Here is a 19,152-nt window from a genome sequence, read left to right on the forward strand (position 1 = left end):
TGCCACTGCGTCATGGAATGATCCCGATGCCTACCGGTAACGGGATTCCGAACCTGGAGCCGGCTACAGCCGCTCCTTCGAACAAGAAGAAAGGAGCCCTCTATGGAATCCATCCACAATCTGGTGAATCAGATCAACGGCCTCGTCTGGGGCCCACCCATGCTGGTGGCCATCCTCGGTACCGGCCTGTTCCTCATGGTTTTCCTGCGTTTCATGCCGCTGTTGCGGATCGGTACCGGTTTCCGCCTGCTGTGGCGGGGACGTGCCAAGGGTGACGACGAAAGCGGTGAGATCAGTCCGTTCCAGGCGCTGATGACCTGCCTGGCCGCCACGGTCGGTACCGGCAACATCGCCGGCGTCGCTACCGCCATCTTCCTCGGCGGGCCGGGTGCGCTGTTCTGGATGTGGTGCACCGCGCTGGTTGGCATGGCCACCAAGTATTCGGAAGTCGTACTGGCGGTGCACTACCGCGAGAAGGACGAGCGCAACGAGCATGTCGGCGGCCCGATGTACGCCATCAAGAATGGCCTGGGCAAGAAGTGGCTCTGGCTGGGCACCGCCTTCGCGATCTTCGGCGGCCTGGCCGGCTTCGGCATCGGCAACATGGTGCAGGTCAACAGCATGGCCCATGCGCTGGAAACCACCTTCGACATCCCGCTCTGGGCGACCGGCGTTGCCACCATGGTGATCACCGGCCTGGTGATCCTGGGCGGCATCCGCCGCATCGGTAAGGTGGCCGAGGCGCTGGTGCCCTTCATGTGCGTCACCTACATCATCGCTTCGCTGGTGGTGCTGGCGATCAATATCGACGCCATTCCCGGCGCCTTCTCGCTGATCTTCACCCATGCCTTCAGCCCGGCCGCAGCCACCGGTGGCTTTGCCGGCGCGGCAGTGATGGCGGCCATTCGCTTCGGTGTCGCCCGGGGCATCTTCTCCAACGAGGCGGGCCTCGGCACCGCCGGTATCGCCCAGGCCGCCGGCACCACCAACAGCCCGGTGCGTTCCGGCCTGATCGGCATGCTCGGTACCTTCATCGACACCCTGATCATCTGCACCATGACCGGCCTGGTGATCATCTGCTCCGGCGTCTGGACCAGCGGGCAGAGCGGTGCGGCCCTGTCCGCGGCGGCCTTCGAATCGGCGCTGCCCGGCTTCGGCGCGATCATCCTGAGCATCGCCCTGGTGATCTTCGCCTATACCACCATCCTGGGCTGGAGTTACTACGGCGAGCGTTGCTGGGAGTTCCTGGTCGGCACCAAGGCGATCCTGCCGTTCCGCATCCTCTGGGTGCTGGCGATTCCCTTCGGCGCCGTGGCGCAGCTGGATTTCGCATGGCTGGTGGCCGATACGCTGAACGGCCTGATGGCCCTGCCGAACCTGCTCTCGCTGCTCCTGCTGAGCCCCGTCGTGGTGAAGCTGACCCGTGAGTACTTCGCCAGGGATCGTCTGGTGGTGAATGCGTCCTGACTTCTGGGTCAGGACTTTTGCCGCGCGCCGTGCTTAACTTGGCGTCTTCGTACAACCACACCTGAAACAAGGATCCATGCAATGGCTCAAGTAACCCTCAAGGGCAATCCGATCACCGTCGACGGCCAGCTGCCGCAACAAGGCCAGCAAGCCCCGGCCTTCAGCCTGGTCGGCGGCGACCTGTCCGACGTGACCCTGGCCAGCCTGAGCGGCAAGCGCAAGGTGCTGAACATCTTCCCGAGCGTCGACACCCCGACCTGCGCCACCTCCGTGCGCAAGTTCAACGTCGAGGCCAGCAAGCTGGCCAACACCGTGGTGCTGTGCATCTCGGCTGACCTGCCGTTCGCCCAGAAGCGTTTCTGCGGTGCCGAAGGCCTGGACAACGTGATCAACCTGTCCACCATGCGCGGCGCCAACTTCCTCAAGGACTACGGCGTGGCCATCGCCAACGGCCCGCTGGCCGGCATCGCCGCCCGTGCTGTCGTGGTACTGGATGAGAACGACAAGGTGCTGCACAGCGAGCTGGTCGGCGAGATCGCCGATGAGCCGAACTACGCGGCTGCTATCGCTGCCCTGTAAGGGACGGTGATAGGAGGAAGGGAGGCCAATGGCCTCCCTTTTTTGTGCCCGGGCACCGAGTTTCTGCAGGTTGCGGCCAAGCGGAGCGCGGCCCAACGTTCGGTGCCGTGCCGGCGCGACGTGACGATGGGTTTCGTGCCTCTACCCATCCTACGGGCTTACAAGGTGAGCTTCAGCCGGTTGACCAACGCCCCCGGCAGCAGCGCCGACCAGGTCTGGCGCTCCCCGTAGGTGCTGCTGGACAGCCGTAGCTGGCGCTCCAGGGTCAGGTCTTCCAGTTGCTCGCCGAGCAGGCTGAACAGGCTGTCGTCGAAGCGCATGGTGTCCACCGGGGCCTGGATCTGGCCGTCTTCCACCCAGAAGGTGGCGAAGCGGGTCATACCGGTCATGCGTGCGGCGGGCAGGTCCGACCAGTTCAGGTACCAGAGATTGCCGATGTAAAGGCCTGTGCCCAGGCGTTCCAGCACGCGGTCCTGCGGCAGGTTGCCGGCGCCCATCACCAGCGACTGGGTGGCTTCGTTGGCGTCGGCGCAGTTCGCTTCCAGGCCGTATTCGCGGGCGCTGCGGGGGTAGACCAGTTGCCCGGGCATCTTCCCGTTGCGGATCAGGGCCACGTCGCTGCGTGGCGCACCTTCCGGGCCGAAAGCCGGGGCGAGGGCGCCGGCTACCTGCTCGTCCAGGTTCAGCAGCGGGCTGAAGCGGGCGCTGCCATCCTGCAGGCGTTGCAGAGGGCTTTCCTTGTTGGCCAGGGCGCGAGCGGAGAAGCCGGTCCAGGACAGCATGCCCAGGACTTCGTCGAGTGCTGCCGGGGCCAGGTAGGCGCGGTAGTCGCCGGGTTGCAGGTGGCGAACCGGCTTGCCCAGGTGCTCCAGTTGCTGGCGTGCATGGGCGAAGCGGCTGGCGAATTCGGCGCCCTCCCAGTGCGAGCCGGCGTAGTCGGCTTTCACCGCCTGGTGGTTGGCGTGGAACAGGCTCCAGTCGAAATTGAAACAGTGCGCAGCGTGCCAGCCGAAGGCGCCAAAGCTGTTGGCGAAGCCCCGGTACAGCGGGCCGGAGGCGTAGATGCCCACCAGGTCGAGGCCGTTGGCGACGGCGTCGATCTCGGCCAGCACGCTGGCGCAGTCGGGGAGGGCGGTTTCGTCTGTTGCACGCCGATGCCAGGCGGCGCGTTCCAGTTGCAGGTAAGGGTCCGGTGGCAACTGTCCGATGACCAGTCGCAGTTGCACCAGCCCCTCGGCCAGGTGCCGGCGGTCGCTTTCCAGGTCACCGCTGAGGGTGACGGCGATCTCCGCGCTGCGGTCGTCACGGATCAGCCGCACGCGCCCGATGGCCTGGGTCACGTGGCCGGCCTGGCGTACCTGGGCCTTGTTGAAACGAATGAACTCGGACTCCTCGGCGCTGTACCAGAGGCTGAAGTCCTCGCCTGCCTGCAGGCTGGCGCCCAGGCTTTCGGCCAGGGCGGTAAAGCGGGATTCTGCGTCGGCCATCACTGGGCTCCTCCAAAGACTTCCACCTGTCTGAAGACGCATGCGGGCGCGGCATGGCCCACGCGCACCACCTGGTTGGGTTCGCCCTTGCCGCAATAGGGCGTGCCATGGACCTCGAAGGTACTGGCGTCACCCACTGCGGCGAGGCTGCGCCAGAAGTGCGCCGACACACCCCGGTAATTGGGATTCTTCACCACGCCCTTGAGCTCGCCATTCTCGATCAGGCGGCCCCATTCGCAGCCGAACTGGAACTTGTTGCGGGCATCGTCGATGGACCAGGAGCGGTTGGTGCTCATCAGCACGCCGCGTTCGATGCCGCCGATCAGTTGCGCCAGGCTCTGGTCGCCAGGCTCCAGGTTGAGGTTCGCCATGCGATCGATGGGGGCACGGTTCCAGTTGCTCGCCCGGCTGTTGGCGACCCCGGGCAGGCCGCTGCGTTGCTGGGAAAGCGCACCGCCCAGGGGGCGCAGCAGGCGTCCGTCCTTGATGAGCATTTCCTTGCGGGCCGGCTGGCCGTCGTCATCAAAGCTGTAGCTGGCCAACTCTTCGGGAATGCCTGGGTCGAAACTGATGTTCAGCAACGCCGAGCCGTACTGGTAGCGGCCGAAATCGTCCAGGCCGATGAAGCTGGTGCCAGCATAGTTGCGCTCGTCACCGAGGATGCGGTCCAGCTCCAGCGGGTGGCCGATGGATTCGTGTATCTGCAGCATCATCTGGTCCGGCATCAGCAGCAGGTCGGTGATTGCGCCGGGGGTGTTGGGCGCCAGCAGGAGTTGCAGGGCTTCGTCCGCTACCCGTGCCGCGGCGCCACCGAAGCCCAGGCGCTGGAGCACTTCGCCACCGCCTTGCTGGCCGCTGCCATAGCCGCCGAAGCTGCGGGTCTGGCTGTCGCCGCCGTCGAAGGCGGTAACGCTGATACCGGGGTAGGTGAAGCGCAGGTCCTGCCATTGTTCGGCGCCGGCGCTGTTGAGGTAGAGCTGCTCGTGCCGCTGGCTGTCCAGATAGAGGTTCCAGTTGACCAGTCGCGGATCGTCGGGAATGCGCGCGGACTCCTCGGCCAGCAGCTCGAAGCGTTCGGCGAGGCTCGGGAAGGGCTGGTCCAGTCCCGGGGACTGATAACGGGCACTGGCTTGTGGAGGCTCCAGACGGCTCTGGTCGACCAGGGCGTAGCGGGCAATTTGCCTGGCGAGCGCCTCGGCCTTGTTCAGCGCCCGTTGCAGGCCGGCGGGACTGAGGTCGGCGGTGGCCGCATAAGCCTCTACGCCAGCCAGGCGCACGCTGAGCATGGCGCCCAGGTCCTGGCTCAGTGACGGTGGCTCGGCCACGCCACGGCGCAGCATGGCCTGTTCGGCGGTCTGCCGGACAATGCGCAGGGAATGGAACTCGGCGCGGGTGGTAAGGGCGGCGAAATGCTGCCTGAGATTTTCGAACACGGAACACTCCCTGGCCCGGTGAAGTCGATTCTGGCGCGGCCATCGCGTTGCGGTGGCAGGTCAGTAAGCATAGTAAGTGGCGTAAGCACTAGGTAAATAGCCGGTAAATAGACTTTGCCTTCTGCTTTCAACTGCTTATCGTTCACGCTCTCGCAGACTTCGACCTGAATCATGTCCCCGATTACTGACAAGACCCCGAAATCCCGTTCCCTTCGTCACTGGCTGACCATCGCCTTCGCGTTGCTCGCGCTTCTGATGCTGATCTGGTGGCTCTGGCCGGAAACCGCCGCCAAGCCCAGCGGCGAGGGCGGCCGGGGAGGGCCGGGCCGTCCGGGCTTTGGTGCCTTCTCAGGACCGGTACCGGTGCGCGTGGCGACCATCACCCAGGGCGACTTCCCGGTTTACCTCAAGGCGCTGGGCACGGTGACTGCGCTGAACACGGTGAACGTGCGTGGCCGTGTCGACGGCGAGCTGGTCAAGCTGCCGTTCGAGGAAGGCCAGCAAGTCAAGGCCGGTGACCTGCTGGCGGTGATCGATCCGCGTCCTTACCAGGTCGCCTTGCAACAAGCCGAAGGCACCCTGGCGCAGAACCGCGCGCAAATGAAGAACGCCGAGATCGACCTGGCCCGCTACAAGGGCCTCTACGCCGAAGACAGCATCGCCAAGCAGACCCTGGATACACAGGAAGCCCTGGTGGCGCAGTATCGCGGCACCATCAAGACCAACGAGGCCGCGGTGGCCGAGGCCAAGCTCAACCTTGGCTTCACACAGGTGCGCGCGCCCATCGCTGGCCGCCTTGGCCTGCGCCAGGTGGACCTGGGCAACCTGGTCAGCAGCGGTGACACCACGCCGCTGGTGGTCATTACCCAGACCAAACCCATCAGCGTCGCCTTCACCCTGCCCGAGGGGCAACTGCCGGCCGTGGTCGGCCCGTTCCGCGCCGGTCGATCCCTGGTGGTCGAAGCCTGGGATCGTGGTGACAAGGTCAAGCAGGCCGAAGGCGTGCTGCAGAGCCTGGACAACCAGATCGACACCACCACCGGCACCCTCAAGCTCAAGGCCCGTTTCGCCAACGAGGACGAAGCCCTCTTCCCCAACCAGTTCGTCAACATTCGCCTGCGTGCCGAGCTGTTGCCGCAGGCGGTGCTCATCCCCTCGGCTGCCGTGCAGTTCGGCAGCCAGGGCACCTTTGCCTACGTGATGGACGGCGAGAAGAAGGTCAAGGTCCGCAAGCTGGAAATCGGCCCGGACGACGGCGAACGCACGGTGGTCAAAAGCGGCCTGCAACCGGGCGAGCGCGTGGTGCTGGAAGGCACCGACCGCCTGCGCGACGGCAGCGACGTGGAAGTGGTGCATGACGCGGACGAGGTTCCCGTTCAGCCCTCCGAGCAACTCCAGGGCGCCAAGCCTGAAGGCCAGGACGCGAAAGGCGGCGTATGAACCTCTCTCGCCTGTTCATCCTGCGACCGGTCGCCACCACCCTGAGCATGCTGGCGATCCTGCTCGCCGGCCTGATCGCCTACCGCCTGCTGCCGGTTTCCGCGCTGCCGGAAGTGGACTACCCGACCATCCGCGTCCTCACGCTCTATCCGGGTGCCAGCCCGGACGTGATGACCAGTGCGGTCACCGCGCCGCTGGAGCGCCAGTTCGGGCAGATGCCCGGGCTGACCCAGATGTCCTCCACCAGCTCCGGCGGGGCGTCTGTCATCACCCTGCGCTTCAGCCTGGAAGTAAAGTTGGACGTCGCCGAGCAGGAGGTGCAGGCGGCCATCAATGCGGCCACCAACCTGTTGCCCAGCGACCTGCCGGCGCCGCCGGTCTACAACAAGGTCAACCCGGCGGATACCCCGGTGCTCACGCTGGCCATCAGCTCGAAGACCATGCCGCTGCCCAAGCTGCATACGCTGGTGGACACGCGCATGGCGCAGAAGCTGGCGCAGATCAACGGCGTCGGAATGGTCAGCATCGCCGGGGGCCAGCGCCAGGCCGTACGAATTCGCGTCAACCCTGAAGCCCTGGCGGCCAATGGCCTGAATCTGTCGGATGTACGCAGCCTGGTCGGCGCCTCCAACGTCAACCAGCCCAAGGGCAACTTCGACGGCCCGACCCGCGTGTCCATGCTGGACGCCAACGACCAGCTGAAGTCCGCCGAGGAGTACGCCAATCTCATCCTCGCCTACAACAACGGCGCGGCCCTGCGCCTGAAGGATGTGGCCGAGATCGTCGACGGCGCCGAGAACGAGCGCCTTGCTGCCTGGGCCAACCAGAATGAAGCGGTGCTGCTGAACATCCAGCGCCAGCCGGGCGCCAACGTCATTGACGTGGTGGACCGCATCCAGGCGCTGCTGCCAGCGATCAATGCCAACCTGCCGGCGGGCATCAGCGTCGTGGTGCTCACCGACCGCACCCAGACCATCCGCGCCGCCATCACCGACGTGCGCCACGAACTGTTCCTCGCCATCGCCCTGGTGGTGATGGTGACCTTCCTGTTCCTGCGCCGCATGAGTGCCACCATCATTCCGTCCATCGCCGTGCCACTGTCCCTGGTGGGCACCTTCGCGGTGATGTACCTGGCCGGCTTCTCCATCAACAACCTGACGCTGATGGCCCTGACCATCGCCACCGGATTCGTGGTGGACGATGCCATCGTCATGCTGGAGAACATCGCCCGCCACCTGGAAGAGGGCGAGACACCGCTCAATGCCGCGCTCAAGGGCGCCAGGCAGATCGGCTTCACCCTGATTTCCCTGACCTTCTCGCTGATCGCGGTGCTGATCCCGCTGCTGTTCATGGCCGATGTGGTGGGGCGGCTGTTCCGCGAGTTCGCCATCACCCTGGCGGTGGCCATCCTGATCTCGCTGGTGGTCTCCCTGACCCTGACGCCGATGATGTGCGCGCGCCTGCTCAAGCGCGAAAGCAAGGAAGAGGGGGGGGGCTTCTACAAGGCCAGCGGCGACTTCATCGACGGCATGATCAATTACTACGGCCGGGGCCTGACCTGGGTGCTCAAGCACCAGGGCCTGACCCTGCTGGTGGCCGTCGGCACCCTGGCGCTGACCGTGGTGCTCTACCTTGCCGTGCCCAAGGGCTTCTTCCCGGTGCAGGACACCGGCGTGATCCAGGGCATCACCGAAGCGCCGCAGTCGGTTTCGTTCCGCTCCATGAGCGAGCGCCAGCAGAAGGTCGCCGCGCTGATCCTCAAGGACCCGGCGGTAGCCAGCCTGACCTCCTACATCGGCGTCGATGGCGACAACGTCACCCTCAACAGCGGCCGCATGCTGATCAACCTCAAGCCCCACGGCGAGCGTGACGTGACCGCCAGTGAGGTGATCCAGCGCCTGCAGCCGGAACTGGACAAGCAGAGCGACATTCGCCTTTACCTGCAGCCGGTGCAGGACCTGACCATCGAGGACCGGGTCAGCCGTACCCAGTTCCAGTTCAGCATGGAATCCCCCGACGCCGACCTGCTCAACGAGTGGACCGGCAAGTTGGTGGACGCGCTGCGCCAGCAACCGGAGCTGTCCGATGTGGCCAGCGACCTGCAGGACAAGGGCCTGCAGGTCTACCTGAACATCGACCGCGACATGGCCGGTCGCCTGGGCGTGGAAATCTCCGCCATCACCGACGCCCTCTACGACGCGTTCGGCCAGCGGCAGATCTCCACCATCTTCACCCAGGCCAGCCAGTACCGCGTGGTGCTGGAGTCCGCCGCAGGCGAGGTGATCGGCCCGCAGGCACTGCAACAGATCCATGTGGTCACCAGTGGCGGCACCCAGGTACCGCTCTCCGCCCTGGCCAGGGTGGAAGAGCGCCAGGCGCAACTGGCGATCAACCATATCGGCCAGTTCCCGGCGGTGACCCTGTCCTTCAACCTGGCACCGGGCGTTGCCCTGGGCGAGGCGGTGGCGGTGATCGAGCGGGTACAGCACGACATCGGCCTGCCCGAAGGCATCCAGACCCGTTTCCAGGGCGCGGCGGCGGCCTTCCAGGCGTCGCTGTCGAGCACGCTGCTGCTGATCCTGGCGGCGGTGGTGACCATGTACATCGTGCTGGGCGTGCTCTACGAGAGCTACATCCACCCGGTGACCATTCTCTCCACGCTGCCGTCGGCGGGCGTCGGCGCCTTGCTGGCGCTGTTGCTGACCGGCAATGACCTCGGCCTGATTGCCATCATCGGCATCATCCTGCTGATCGGCATCGTGAAGAAGAACGCCATCATGATGATCGACTTCGCCCTGGAGGCGGAGCGGAACCAGGGCATGTCGCCCAAGGCCGCGATCTACCAGGCGGCGCTGCTGCGCTTCCGGCCGATCCTGATGACCACCCTGGCGGCCCTGTTCGGCGCCATCCCGCTGATGCTCGCCACCGGCTCCGGCGCCGAACTGCGCCAGCCGCTGGGCCTGGTGATGGTCGGCGGTCTGCTGCTCTCCCAGGTGCTGACCCTGTTCACCACGCCGGTGATCTACCTGGCCTTCGACCGCCTGGCCCGCCGCTTCACCGGCCGCAGCGCGGCGGGGGTGGCGGTATGAGTCGCTTCTGCTCCTTCTCCCGCTTGCGGGAGAGGGCTGGGGTGAGGGCAGTCGCGCGCCGCGCGGAGGTCAGTCGTTGAACCTCTCCGCCCCCTTCATCCACCGCCCGGTCGCCACCATGCTGCTGAGCCTGGCCATCCTGCTCCTGGGCAGCGTCAGCTTCGGCCTGCTGCCGGTGTCGCCGTTGCCGCAGATGGACTTTCCGGTGATCACGGTGCAGGCCAGCCTGCCCGGTGCCAGCCCGGAAATCATGGCGTCCAGCGTCACCACGCCGCTGGAGCGTTCGCTGGGTACCATCTCCGGCATCAACCAGATGACCAGCCGCACCAGCCAGGGCTCGACGCGGATCATCGTGCAGTTCGAGCTGGACCGGGACATCAACGGCGCCGCCCGCGATGTGCAGGCGGCCATCAACGCCTCGCGCAACCTGCTGCCCAGCGGCATGCGCAGCATGCCCACGTACAAGAAGGTCAACCCGTCCCAGGCGCCGATCATGGTGCTGTCGCTGACGTCCGACGTGCTGGAAAAGGGCCAGCTCTATGACCTGGCGTCCACCATCCTGGCCCAGAGCCTGTCCCAGGTTAAGGGCGTGGGCGAAGTGCAGATCGGTGGCAGTTCCTTGCCCGCCGTGCGGGTGGAACTGGAACCGCAACTGCTGAACCAGTACGGCATCGCCCTGGACGACGTGCGCACCACCATCGCTGCCGCCAACCAGCGTCGTCCGAAGGGCGCGGTGGAAGACGCCGGCCGCCACTGGCAGGTGGGTGCCAACGACCAGTTGGAGAAAGCTGCCGACTACGCGCCGCTCATCCTCCGCTACCAGGATGGCGCCGCCCTGCGCCTGGGCGACGTGGCCACCGTCCGCGACGCGGTGGAAGACCGCTACAACAGCGGCTTCTTCAATGACGACTCGGCTGTGCTGCTGGTGATCAACCGCCAGGCCGGCGCCAACATCATCGAGACCATCGAAAGCATCAAGCAGCAGTTGCCGGCGCTACAGGCGGTGCTGCCGGCCAGCGTCAAGTTGGACCTGGCCATGGACCGCTCGCCGGTGATTCGCGCCACCCTGCACGAAGCCGAGCGCACCCTGCTGATCGCCGTGGCCCTGGTAATCCTCGTCGTCTACCTGTTCCTGGGTAATCTGCGCGCTTCGTTGATCCCTGCACTGGCGGTGCCAGTCTCGCTGGTGGGCACCTTCGCCGTGATGTACCTGATGGGCTTCTCGCTCAACGTACTGTCGCTGATGGCGCTGATCCTCGCCGCCGGGCTGGTGGTGGACGACGCCATCGTGGTGCTGGAAAACATCTCGCGGCACATCAACAACGGCATGGCGCCCTTCAAGGCGGCGCTGCAGGGCACCCGTGAAGTGGGCTTCACCCTGCTGTCGATGAACCTCTCGCTGGTGGCGGTGTTCGTCTCCATCCTCTTCATGGGCGGCATCATCGACCGGTTGTTCCGCGAGTTCTCCCTGACCCTGGCGGTGGCCATCCTGGTCTCGCTGCTGGTGTCCCTGACGCTGACACCGATGCTTTGCGCACGCTGGCTGAAGCCCCACGTGCCCGACCAGGACAGCCGTCTGCAGCGCTGGAGCGAGGCACTGCACACGCGCATGGTCGGCGCCTACGACCGCACCCTGGGCATTGCCCTGCGTCACCCGCGCCTGACCCTGGTCAGCCTGTTGCTGACCATCGGCTGCAACATCGCCCTGTACGTGCTGGTGCCCAAGACCTTCCTGCCGCAGCAGGACACCGGCCAGTTGATCGGTTTCATCCGTGGCGACGACGGTCTGTCGTTCACTGTGATGCAGCCGAAGATGGAAATCTTCCGTCGCGCCGTGCTGGAAGACCCGGCCGTGGAGAGTGTCGCCGGCTTCATCGGCGGTGGTGGCGGCATCAACAATGCCTTCATGATCGTGCGCCTCAAGCCCATCGCCGAGCGCAAGGTGTCGGCGCAGAAAGTCATCGAACGGCTGCGCGCGAACCTGCCCAAGGTGCCCGGTGGCCGGCTGATGCTGATGGCCGACCAGGACCTGCAATTCGGTGGTGGTCGCGAGCAGCGCAGCTCGCAGTACGAGTACGTGCTACAGACCGGCGAGCTGTCGGACCTGCGCACCTGGCTGCCGAAGGTCACCGCCGCGCTCAAGTCGCTGCCTGAACTCACCGCCATCGACGCCAACGAAGGGGAGGGCGCCCAGCAGATCACCCTGCAGGTGGATCGCGACACGGCCAAGCGCCTTGGCATCGACATGGCCATGGTCAGCTCGGCGCTGAACAACGCCTACAGCCAGCGGCAGATCTCCACCATCTACGACAGCCTCAACCAGTACCAGGTGGTGATGGAGGTCAACCCGAAGTACGCCCAGGACCCGGAAACCCTCAAGCAGGTCCAGTTGATCACCGCCGACGGCCAGCGTGTGCCGCTGTCCAGCTTCGCCCGCTACGAGCGCAGCCTGGAAGAAGACCGGGTCAACCACGAGGGCCAGTTCGCCTCGGAGAGCATCTCCTTCGACCTGGCGCCTGGCATCAGCCTCGACCAGGCCACCGTGGCGATCGAGAAAGCGGTGGCCGCCATCGGCCTGCCCAGCTCAGTGATCGCGCGCATGGGCGGCAGCGCCGACGCCTTCCAGAGCACCCAGCAAAACCAGCCGTGGATGATCCTCGCCGCCCTGGTGTTGGTGTACCTGGTGCTGGGCATCCTCTACGAGAGCTACATCCATCCGCTGACCATTCTCTCCACACTGCCGTCGGCCGGTGTCGGCGCGCTGCTGGCGATCCTGCTCACCGGCGGGGAGTTCAGCCTGATTTCCCTGCTGGGGCTGTTCCTGCTGATCGGCGTGGTGAAGAAGAACGCCATCATGATGATCGACCTCGCCCTGCAGCTGGAGCGCCAGGAGGGCATGTCCCCGGACGAGTCCATCCGGCAGGCCTGCCTGCTGCGCCTGCGGCCGATCCTGATGACCACCATCGCCGCCATCCTCGGCGCCGTCCCGCTGCTGATTGGCGGCACCGAGGGCGCGGAGATGCGCCAGCCACTCGGCGTGGCCATCATCGGCGGCCTGGTGCTGAGCCAGTTGCTGACCCTCTATACGACCCCCGTGGTCTACCTCTACCTCGACCGTCTACGCCATCGCTTCAACCGCTGGCGTGGCGTGCGCACTGACGCCGCTCTGGAAACACCCCTATGAACACCGCCGCCACTTCCCTGAAACCCCTGCGTCGCGCCATGGCCCTGGCCCTTGCCGGCCTGCTGCTCGGCGGTTGCGCCATCGGCCCGGACTACAAGCGTCCGGAGCAGAGCGTGCCCGTGCAGTTCAAGCATGCCGAGGGCTGGTCCCTGGCCACCCCGGCCGACCTGGAGCACCGTGGCCGCTGGTGGGAGCTGTACGGCGATGCCACCCTCAACGACCTGCAGCAGCGTCTGGAAACCTCCAACCAGACCCTGGCGCAGTCCGTCGCCCAGTACCGCCAGGCCCAGGCGCTGGCCCGTGGTGCCCGCGCGTCCTTCTTCCCGTCGGTGACCGGCAATGCCGGCAAGACCCGCTCGGGCCAGGGTGGCGGCGACAGCACAGTGCGCCTGTCCGACGGCTCCACGGTCACCAGTTCCGGTGGCGGTGGCGTTTCCAAGAGCTATGACGCCAGCCTTGGCGTGAACTGGGAAATCGACCTCTGGGGCAAGCTGCGCCGCCAGCTGGAGTCCGACACCGCCAGCATGCAGGCCAGCGCCGCCGACCTCGCCGCTGCGCGCCTCAGCCTGCAATCGGAGCTGGCGCAGAACTACCTGCAACTGCGCGTACTGGATGCCCAGAAGCGCCTGCTGGATGCCACCGTCGCCGGCTACCAGCGTGCCCTGACCCTGACCCAGAACCAGTACAAGGCCGGCATCGTCACCCGTGTCGACGTGGCCCAGGCCACCACCCAGCTGAAGAGCACCCAGGCCCAGGCCATCGACCTCAAGTACCAGCGCGCGCAACTGGAAAACGCCATTGCTGTGCTGGTGGGCCTGACGCCCGCCGAATTCAGCCTGGCCGAAGTGGACAGCGTGCCGGCGCTGCCGACGGTACCGACGCTGCTGCCCTCGCAACTGTTGGAGCGCCGCCCGGACGTGGCCTCCGCCGAACGCAACGTGATGTCCGCGAACGCCCAGATCGGCGTGGCCAAGTCGGCTTACTTTCCCAGCCTCAGCCTGAGCGCCGCCGGTGGCTATCGCAGCGGCAGCCTGCACGACTGGATCACCACGCCGAACCGTTTCTGGTCCATCGGCCCGGAATTCGCCATGACCCTGTTCGACGGCGGCCTGATCCGCTCCCAGGTGGCGCAGGCCGAAGCCAGCTACGACCAGACCGTGGCCGTCTATCGGCAGACCGTGCTCGACAGCTTCCGTGAAGCCGAGGACTACATGGTCCAACTCGACGTGCTGGAAGAGGAGAGTGAGGTGCAGCAGGAAGCCCTCGACGCCGCCCGCGAAGCCCTGCGCCTGATCACCAACCAGTACAAGGCTGGCACCGTGGACTACAACAGCGTCGTCACCAACCAGGCCACGGCGCTGAGCAACGAACGCACGGTGCTGACCCTGATGGGCACCCGCCTGACCACCAGCGTCCGGCTCATCGCCGCCCTGGGCGGTGGCTGGGAGCAGGGGCAGCTGGAACAGGTGGACCCGGACTCCGAAGCGACGCCCTGACCTCTGCATCTCCCAGGGAGAAGGATTGCTGTGGGGGCGAATTCATTGGCTATGTCTGCGTTGGCTGTTGCTAGACGGCAACCGGTGAGCGTGGGCGCCTGTAGGAGCCAGCTTGCTGGCGAAAATGTCCGCGTTCGCTAGCAAGCTAGCTCCTACAAGGGATTCCAGGGCCTTCAACGTTTTACGCAGACAAAGCCAATTCATTCGCCAAGCGGGCCGAAGGTCCGCTCTACAGGCATCCTTTGGGGGCAGCTGCGCTGCCCTTGGCGAATGAATTCGCCCCTACAGGGGACGGCCTTCGTGCCTCGCTGATAGCCGGTTCCGCACGCGGCTCCAACTCCGGCTATACCACTGGAAAGGCCCCGCACGCGGCACCAGCCGCGGCCTCGAGAGCCTGGCGAGGAGAACTACATGCCTCAACCTGCCAGAACCGCCATTGTCACCGGGGCTTCCCGGGGAATCGGCGCCGCCATTGCGCGGCGCCTTGCCGCCGAAGGCATCCAGGTAGTGGTCAATTACGCCTCACGGCCGGAAGCTGCGGAGCAAGTGGTGCAAGACATCAGGCTGGCCGGTGGCCAGGCCTATCCGATACTGGCCGACATCAGCGACCCGGTGGCGGTGGCGGTGCTCTTCGACCAGACGGAGATGGAATTCGGCGGAATCGACATCCTGATCAACAATGCCGGTGTCATCCAGCCGGGGCTGGTATCCCTGGCCGATACCGACATGGCGCTCTACGACCGTCTGTTCGCCATCAATACCCGCGGCACGTTCAACACCCTCAAGCTGGCGGCGACGCGCCTGAACAGTGGCGGGCGAATCGTCAACCTGTCCAGCAGCGTAGTGAGCCTGAGCCTGCCGGGCTACGCCATCTACGCTGCTTCAAAGGCCGCGGTGGAAACCATGAGCGCGATCTTCGCCCGTGAGCTGCGCGGACGTAACATTTCGGTCAACTGCGTGGCACCGGGGCCGACGGCGACCAACCTGTTCCTTGACGGCAAGCCCCCTGAATTGGTGGAGCGCCTGACCAAACAGGCCCCGTTGGAGCGCCTTGGCAACCCGGAGGACATCGCCAACCTGGTGGCCTTCCTGGTCGGACCGGAAGGCGCCTGGGTCAATGGCCAGACGCTCAGGGTCAATGGCGGCATCGTGTAATCGGATGGAGGTTGACATGAAGGGTTACCAGCTCACGCTCTACACCCAGCAGAACCGGCGTCACCAAGGCAAGATGCTGGCCGACTGGGTTGTTGGCCTGGCCATGGACATGGGCCTGCGCGGTGCCACCCTGGTCTCCGGAATCGAAGGGTTTGGTCATACCAAACACCTCCATTCCCAGCACTTCTTCGAGATGGCCGACCAGCCGATGCTGATCGTCATGGCACTCAGCGATGCCGAATGCGACGCCTTGCTGCGGCGGTTGGAGGAGGAGGGCCTGACGCTGTTCTACGTCAAGGTGCCGGCCGAGTTCGGCCTGCTGGGCGCGCCGGTGGATGCCTGAGCCCGGGCTCTGCGACAATCGCCGCTTTCTTCCCCGCAAGGCCGCCCGATGAAGCCCGAAGACCTGTTGCTCCTGGTCACCCGCGAAATGCCCTATGGCAAGTACAAGGGCCGCCTGATCGCCGACCTGCCCGGGCACTACCTCAACTGGTTCGCCCGCGAGGGCTTCCCCAAGGGTGAGATCGGGCGGCTGCTGATGCTGATGCAGGAGATCGACCACAACGGCTTGAAGCCGTTGCTGGAGCCGCTGCGCAGGAAGCGTTGAACGCTTTCCCTGTGGGGCCTGCTCGGCGGATGAATTGGCCATGTCTGCGTTACGTGTTGCAGGTAGCTGCATTGCCCGTAGGAGCTGGCTTGCCAGCGAATGGCCCCGTTTCGCTGGCAAGCCAGCTCCTACAGGGCTCCTGGCCCGATGGTAAATCTCTCGCAACCGCTAACGCAGTCATAGCCAATGAATTCCCCCTACAAGGGAAAGGCGAATGCCGTCGCGCAGCGCTATCCCGCCAATTCCGTCCGATAACCGCCCACCCCGCGTGACCCCTTTTCCGCCCCGGCCGCTCTAGCTCAGGAGCGCGCGTCATTGTTCTCGATTCGCAAACACTCAAATCGCCGAAACCGGAATTGTTGGTGAGGAGGGCCGCTTGTAGCTTGCGACCCAACCGGACAGCCAGGCCCGCACTGCCAGCGGGGCGTGTCCGCATCAGGCTGACTAATAACAACAAGGTAGCTGCCATGATTCCTCGCAAGCATATTTCCGCGTCCACTCTGTTCGCCCCGGTCCTGGCGGCCGCAGCGCTGTTCCCCGTTCACACCCAGGCCGCCGAGCCGGGCCCGTCCGGTTCGCTGTTCCGCAGCGCCTTCGGCGACGGGCTGGAAAAGGACTACGGCATCAAGGTCCATGGCTGGGGCCAGGCCGGCTGGATCTACAACGACAACGGCAGTGACGACGTGAGCAAGCAGGCCTTCTTCAACAACGATGAAGGCTTCAACCTCAACCAGTTCGCCCTGGCCATCGAGAAAACCCCCAAGGGCAATGTGGTCGGTCGTGTCGGCCCGTTCCCTGGCCCTATGCCGCAGGAAGCCGACTGGGGCTTCAACGTCACCGCGCTGTACGGCAAGGATGCGCGCTTCTTCAAGACCTACGGCTTCGACGAAGACCTTGGCGTCAACCGTTCGGCCGACGCCAATGACGAGAACTTCAACATCGCCCAGGCCTACCTGGACTTCTACATCCCGGTGCTCGGCGGCTCCAACCTGATGCTCGGTGTGTTCCACACCCCACTGGAGAACGAGATCGGCTTCGCTCTGCCGAGCCCGGCGCCGACGGACTTCTACAGCCACACCTATTCCTTCATGCATGGCCCGGCCAAGCACACGGGCGCGCTCTACTCCTTCAAGCTGCCGCAGGAAGAGGGCGGCAGCATGCTCGGCTTCGAGCTGGGCGTGGTGCAGGGCTGGAACAACATGCAGGACCCCAACGGCGACCCGGATGTCATCGCCAACCTGCGCTGGCGTTCGGCGGACTTCCGCACCTGGGTCGACTGGGAAAACATCTACGGCAACGGCGCTGGCGACAGCTTCGCCGAGTGTGCCTGCGGCTCGCCCATTCCGGCGGGCAGCGACGACGACAACCTGACCCGATACGCCTCCTACCTGACCGTTTCCCATGTGCTCGATGAGCGCAACCGGGTGGCGGTGGAGTTCAACTACGGGCAGCAGGAAGACGCCGCCTTCGCCGCATTCGCCAACAAGGGCAACGCCCAGTGGTACGGCACCGACGTCAACTGGTACCACCGCCTGGGCGACAACCTGATGTGGAACAGCCGCGCCGAGTGGTTCTACACCGACGCGCCGGTGCATGTGGTGATGGCCAACATCGATCCGCACACCGGCATCCCCGATCCGAGCTGGGGCAGCTTCTACGGCTTCACCACCAACCTGGCCTGGACGCCGGTGCCCAACGTCCGCCTGCGCCCCGAACTGCGCTACGACATCCACAGTGGCAATGGTCGCGATGCCTTTGGCGGCGGCCGCGAAGACAGCCAACTGGTGGGCTCCTTCGACGTCACCGTCTTCTTCTGATCCGGCGCCAACCTACTGCCATCCCGGCCGGGCCCCTTTGCGCGCCCGCGCCGGGCCTCATCTTCCTGTCGAGGTATCCGTCATGGACAACAACAAGAAACTCCTCGGTGCCGGGCTGTCCCGGCGTGATTTCCTGCGGGCCAGCGGCGTCGTGGCTGGCGGCTCGCTGCTCGCAGGCTTTTCTTCCGGCCCCTTGTTCGCGGCTGAGAAGGTCATCCGTATCGGCTATGTCAGCCCCCAGACCGGGCCGCTGGCGCCTTTCGCCGCAGCGGATGCCTACATCATCGAAAGCCTCGCTTCGGTGTTGAAAAACAGCATCACCGTGGGCGGCCAGCGCTGCCGCCTGGAGGTGATCGTCAAAGACAGCCAGTCCAACCCTAACCGCGCCGCCGAAGTGGCCAACGAGTTGATCCTTTCCGACGGCGTCGACCTGATGCTGGTGTCGTCCACGCCCGAGACCACCAACCCGGTTTCGGACCAGTGCGAGATCAACGAAATCCCCTGCATCTCCACCGTCGCGCCCTGGCAGCCCTGGTTCTTCACCCGTGGCGGCAAGCCGGACGAAGGCTTTGAGTGGACCTACCACTTCTTCTGGGGCCTGGAAGACGTGATCGCCACCTACACCGCCATGTGGGGCGGCATGGGCAGCAACAAGGTGATCGGCGGGCTGTTCCCCAACGACGGTGACGGCAATGCCTGGGGCGACAGCAAGCTGGGCTTCCCGCCGGTGCTCTCGCAGAAGGGCTTCCAACTGGTGGACCCGGGCCGCTTCCAGAGCCTGACCGACGACTTCTCCGCGCAGATTTCCGCGTTCAAGAAGGCCGAGGCGGAGATCGTCACAGGCGTGGTCATCCCGCCGGACCTCACCACCTTCTGGACCCAAGCGCGCCAACAGGGCTTCCAGCCCAAGGCCATGTCGGTGGGCAAGGCGCTGCTGTTCCCCTCGGCTGTGGAAACCCTGGGCAAGGCCGGACACAACCTCTCCACGGAGATCTGGTGGAGCCCGAGCCACCCGTTCAGTTCCTCCCTCAACGGACTGACCGCCGGGCAACTGGCCGAGCGCTACACCAAGGCCACCGGCAAGCAGTGGACCCAGCCGCTGGGCTTCGTCCATGCGTTGTTCGAGCTGGCGGTGGACATCCTCCAGCGCACCGAGGAGGTCGGTAACCCCGAGGCGACCCGCGATGCGCTGCGCAAGACCGAGCTGAACACCGTGGTTGGCCCGGTGAGCTGGAAGCACGGCCCGGTGAAGAACGTCGCCAAGACCCCGCTGGTGTCCGGCCAGTGGCGCCTGGGTGGGCCCTTCACTTACGACCTGGTGATCACCAGCAACCAGACCGCGCCGCAGATTCCCCTGGGCGGGGAGATGCAGGCGATCACGTACGGCGGTTGAGTCCG

13 protein-coding genes are annotated in these 19,152 nt (G+C 65.5%); 11 read left to right on the plus strand and 2 right to left on the minus strand.

Translation table 11 applies throughout. The annotated features are described in order from the left end of the window. Positions 1-102: 102 nt before the first annotated feature. Positions 103-1,467 carry an alanine/glycine:cation symporter family protein gene (locus tag G559_RS0127030; protein ID WP_028631224.1) on the plus strand — a complete coding sequence of 455 codons (1,365 nt, stop codon included), beginning with the start codon at positions 103-105 and terminating at the stop codon, positions 1,465-1,467. Positions 1,468-1,548: 81 nt separating this feature from the next. After that, positions 1,549-2,046 carry a thiol peroxidase gene (tpx, locus tag G559_RS0127035; protein WP_028631225.1) on the plus strand — a complete coding sequence of 166 codons (498 nt, stop codon included), beginning with the start codon at positions 1,549-1,551 and terminating at the stop codon, positions 2,044-2,046. Between the two features lie 158 nt (positions 2,047-2,204). Here the strand turns inward: tpx and G559_RS0127040 are convergent, their stop codons facing one another. Both G559_RS0127040 and G559_RS0127045 read right to left on the minus strand, forming a co-directional pair. Next, positions 2,205-3,533 (minus strand): TldD/PmbA family protein, encoded by a 1,329-nt coding sequence (locus G559_RS0127040; RefSeq protein WP_028631226.1) that lies wholly within the window; start codon positions 3,531-3,533, stop codon positions 2,205-2,207. After that, complete coding sequence (locus tag G559_RS0127045) at positions 3,533-4,966, minus strand: TldD/PmbA family protein (protein ID WP_028631227.1); 1,434 nt, start codon at positions 4,964-4,966, stop codon at positions 3,533-3,535. The genes G559_RS0127040 and G559_RS0127045 overlap by 1 nt, the downstream gene beginning before the upstream one ends. A 171-nt stretch (positions 4,967-5,137) precedes the next feature. Between G559_RS0127045 and G559_RS0127050 the strand changes: the two genes are divergently transcribed. From G559_RS0127050 to G559_RS0127090, 9 genes are all read left to right on the plus strand, one after another. Further along, the gene (locus tag G559_RS0127050; protein ID WP_028631228.1) at positions 5,138-6,406 is read left to right on the plus strand and encodes an MdtA/MuxA family multidrug efflux RND transporter periplasmic adaptor subunit; all 1,269 of its coding nucleotides are present in this window, start codon (positions 5,138-5,140) and stop codon (positions 6,404-6,406) included. Then, on the plus strand, positions 6,403-9,495 hold the full coding sequence (locus G559_RS0127055; protein WP_028631229.1) for an MdtB/MuxB family multidrug efflux RND transporter permease subunit: 3,093 nt from the start codon (positions 6,403-6,405) through the stop codon (positions 9,493-9,495). The genes G559_RS0127050 and G559_RS0127055 overlap by 4 nt, the downstream gene beginning before the upstream one ends. A 76-nt stretch (positions 9,496-9,571) precedes the next feature. Then, entirely contained in the window at positions 9,572-12,679 is a 3,108-nt protein-coding gene (locus tag G559_RS0127060; protein WP_028631230.1) for a multidrug efflux RND transporter permease subunit, read from the plus strand. Further along, a complete protein-coding gene (locus tag G559_RS0127065; protein ID WP_051246930.1) occupies positions 12,676-14,175 on the plus strand; it encodes an efflux transporter outer membrane subunit in 1,500 nt (499 codons plus the stop codon). Before G559_RS0127060 ends, G559_RS0127065 begins: the two co-directional genes overlap by 4 nt. Before the next feature lie 411 nt (positions 14,176-14,586). Continuing rightward, positions 14,587-15,330: an SDR family oxidoreductase gene (locus G559_RS0127070; RefSeq protein WP_028631232.1), complete on the plus strand. Its 744-nt coding sequence runs from the start codon at positions 14,587-14,589 to the stop codon at positions 15,328-15,330. Positions 15,331-15,346: 16 nt separating this feature from the next. Then, a complete protein-coding gene (locus G559_RS0127075) occupies positions 15,347-15,673 on the plus strand; it encodes a DUF190 domain-containing protein (protein ID WP_028631233.1) in 327 nt (108 codons plus the stop codon). A gap of 48 nt (positions 15,674-15,721) precedes the next feature. Next, positions 15,722-15,937 (plus strand): DUF3820 family protein, encoded by a 216-nt coding sequence (locus G559_RS0127080; RefSeq protein WP_028631234.1) that lies wholly within the window; start codon positions 15,722-15,724, stop codon positions 15,935-15,937. Positions 15,938-16,404: 467 nt separating this feature from the next. Continuing rightward, on the plus strand, positions 16,405-17,754 hold the full coding sequence (locus G559_RS0127085; protein WP_028631235.1) for an outer membrane beta-barrel protein: 1,350 nt from the start codon (positions 16,405-16,407) through the stop codon (positions 17,752-17,754). 82 nt (positions 17,755-17,836) lie between these two features. After that, a complete protein-coding gene (locus G559_RS0127090) occupies positions 17,837-19,147 on the plus strand; it encodes an ABC transporter substrate-binding protein (protein ID WP_028631236.1) in 1,311 nt (436 codons plus the stop codon). Positions 19,148-19,152: the final 5 nt, after the last annotated feature.

This window comes from Metapseudomonas resinovorans DSM 21078 (genome assembly GCF_000423545.1).
In the GTDB taxonomy this organism is placed as follows: Bacteria; Pseudomonadota; Gammaproteobacteria; order Pseudomonadales; family Pseudomonadaceae; genus Metapseudomonas; species Metapseudomonas resinovorans.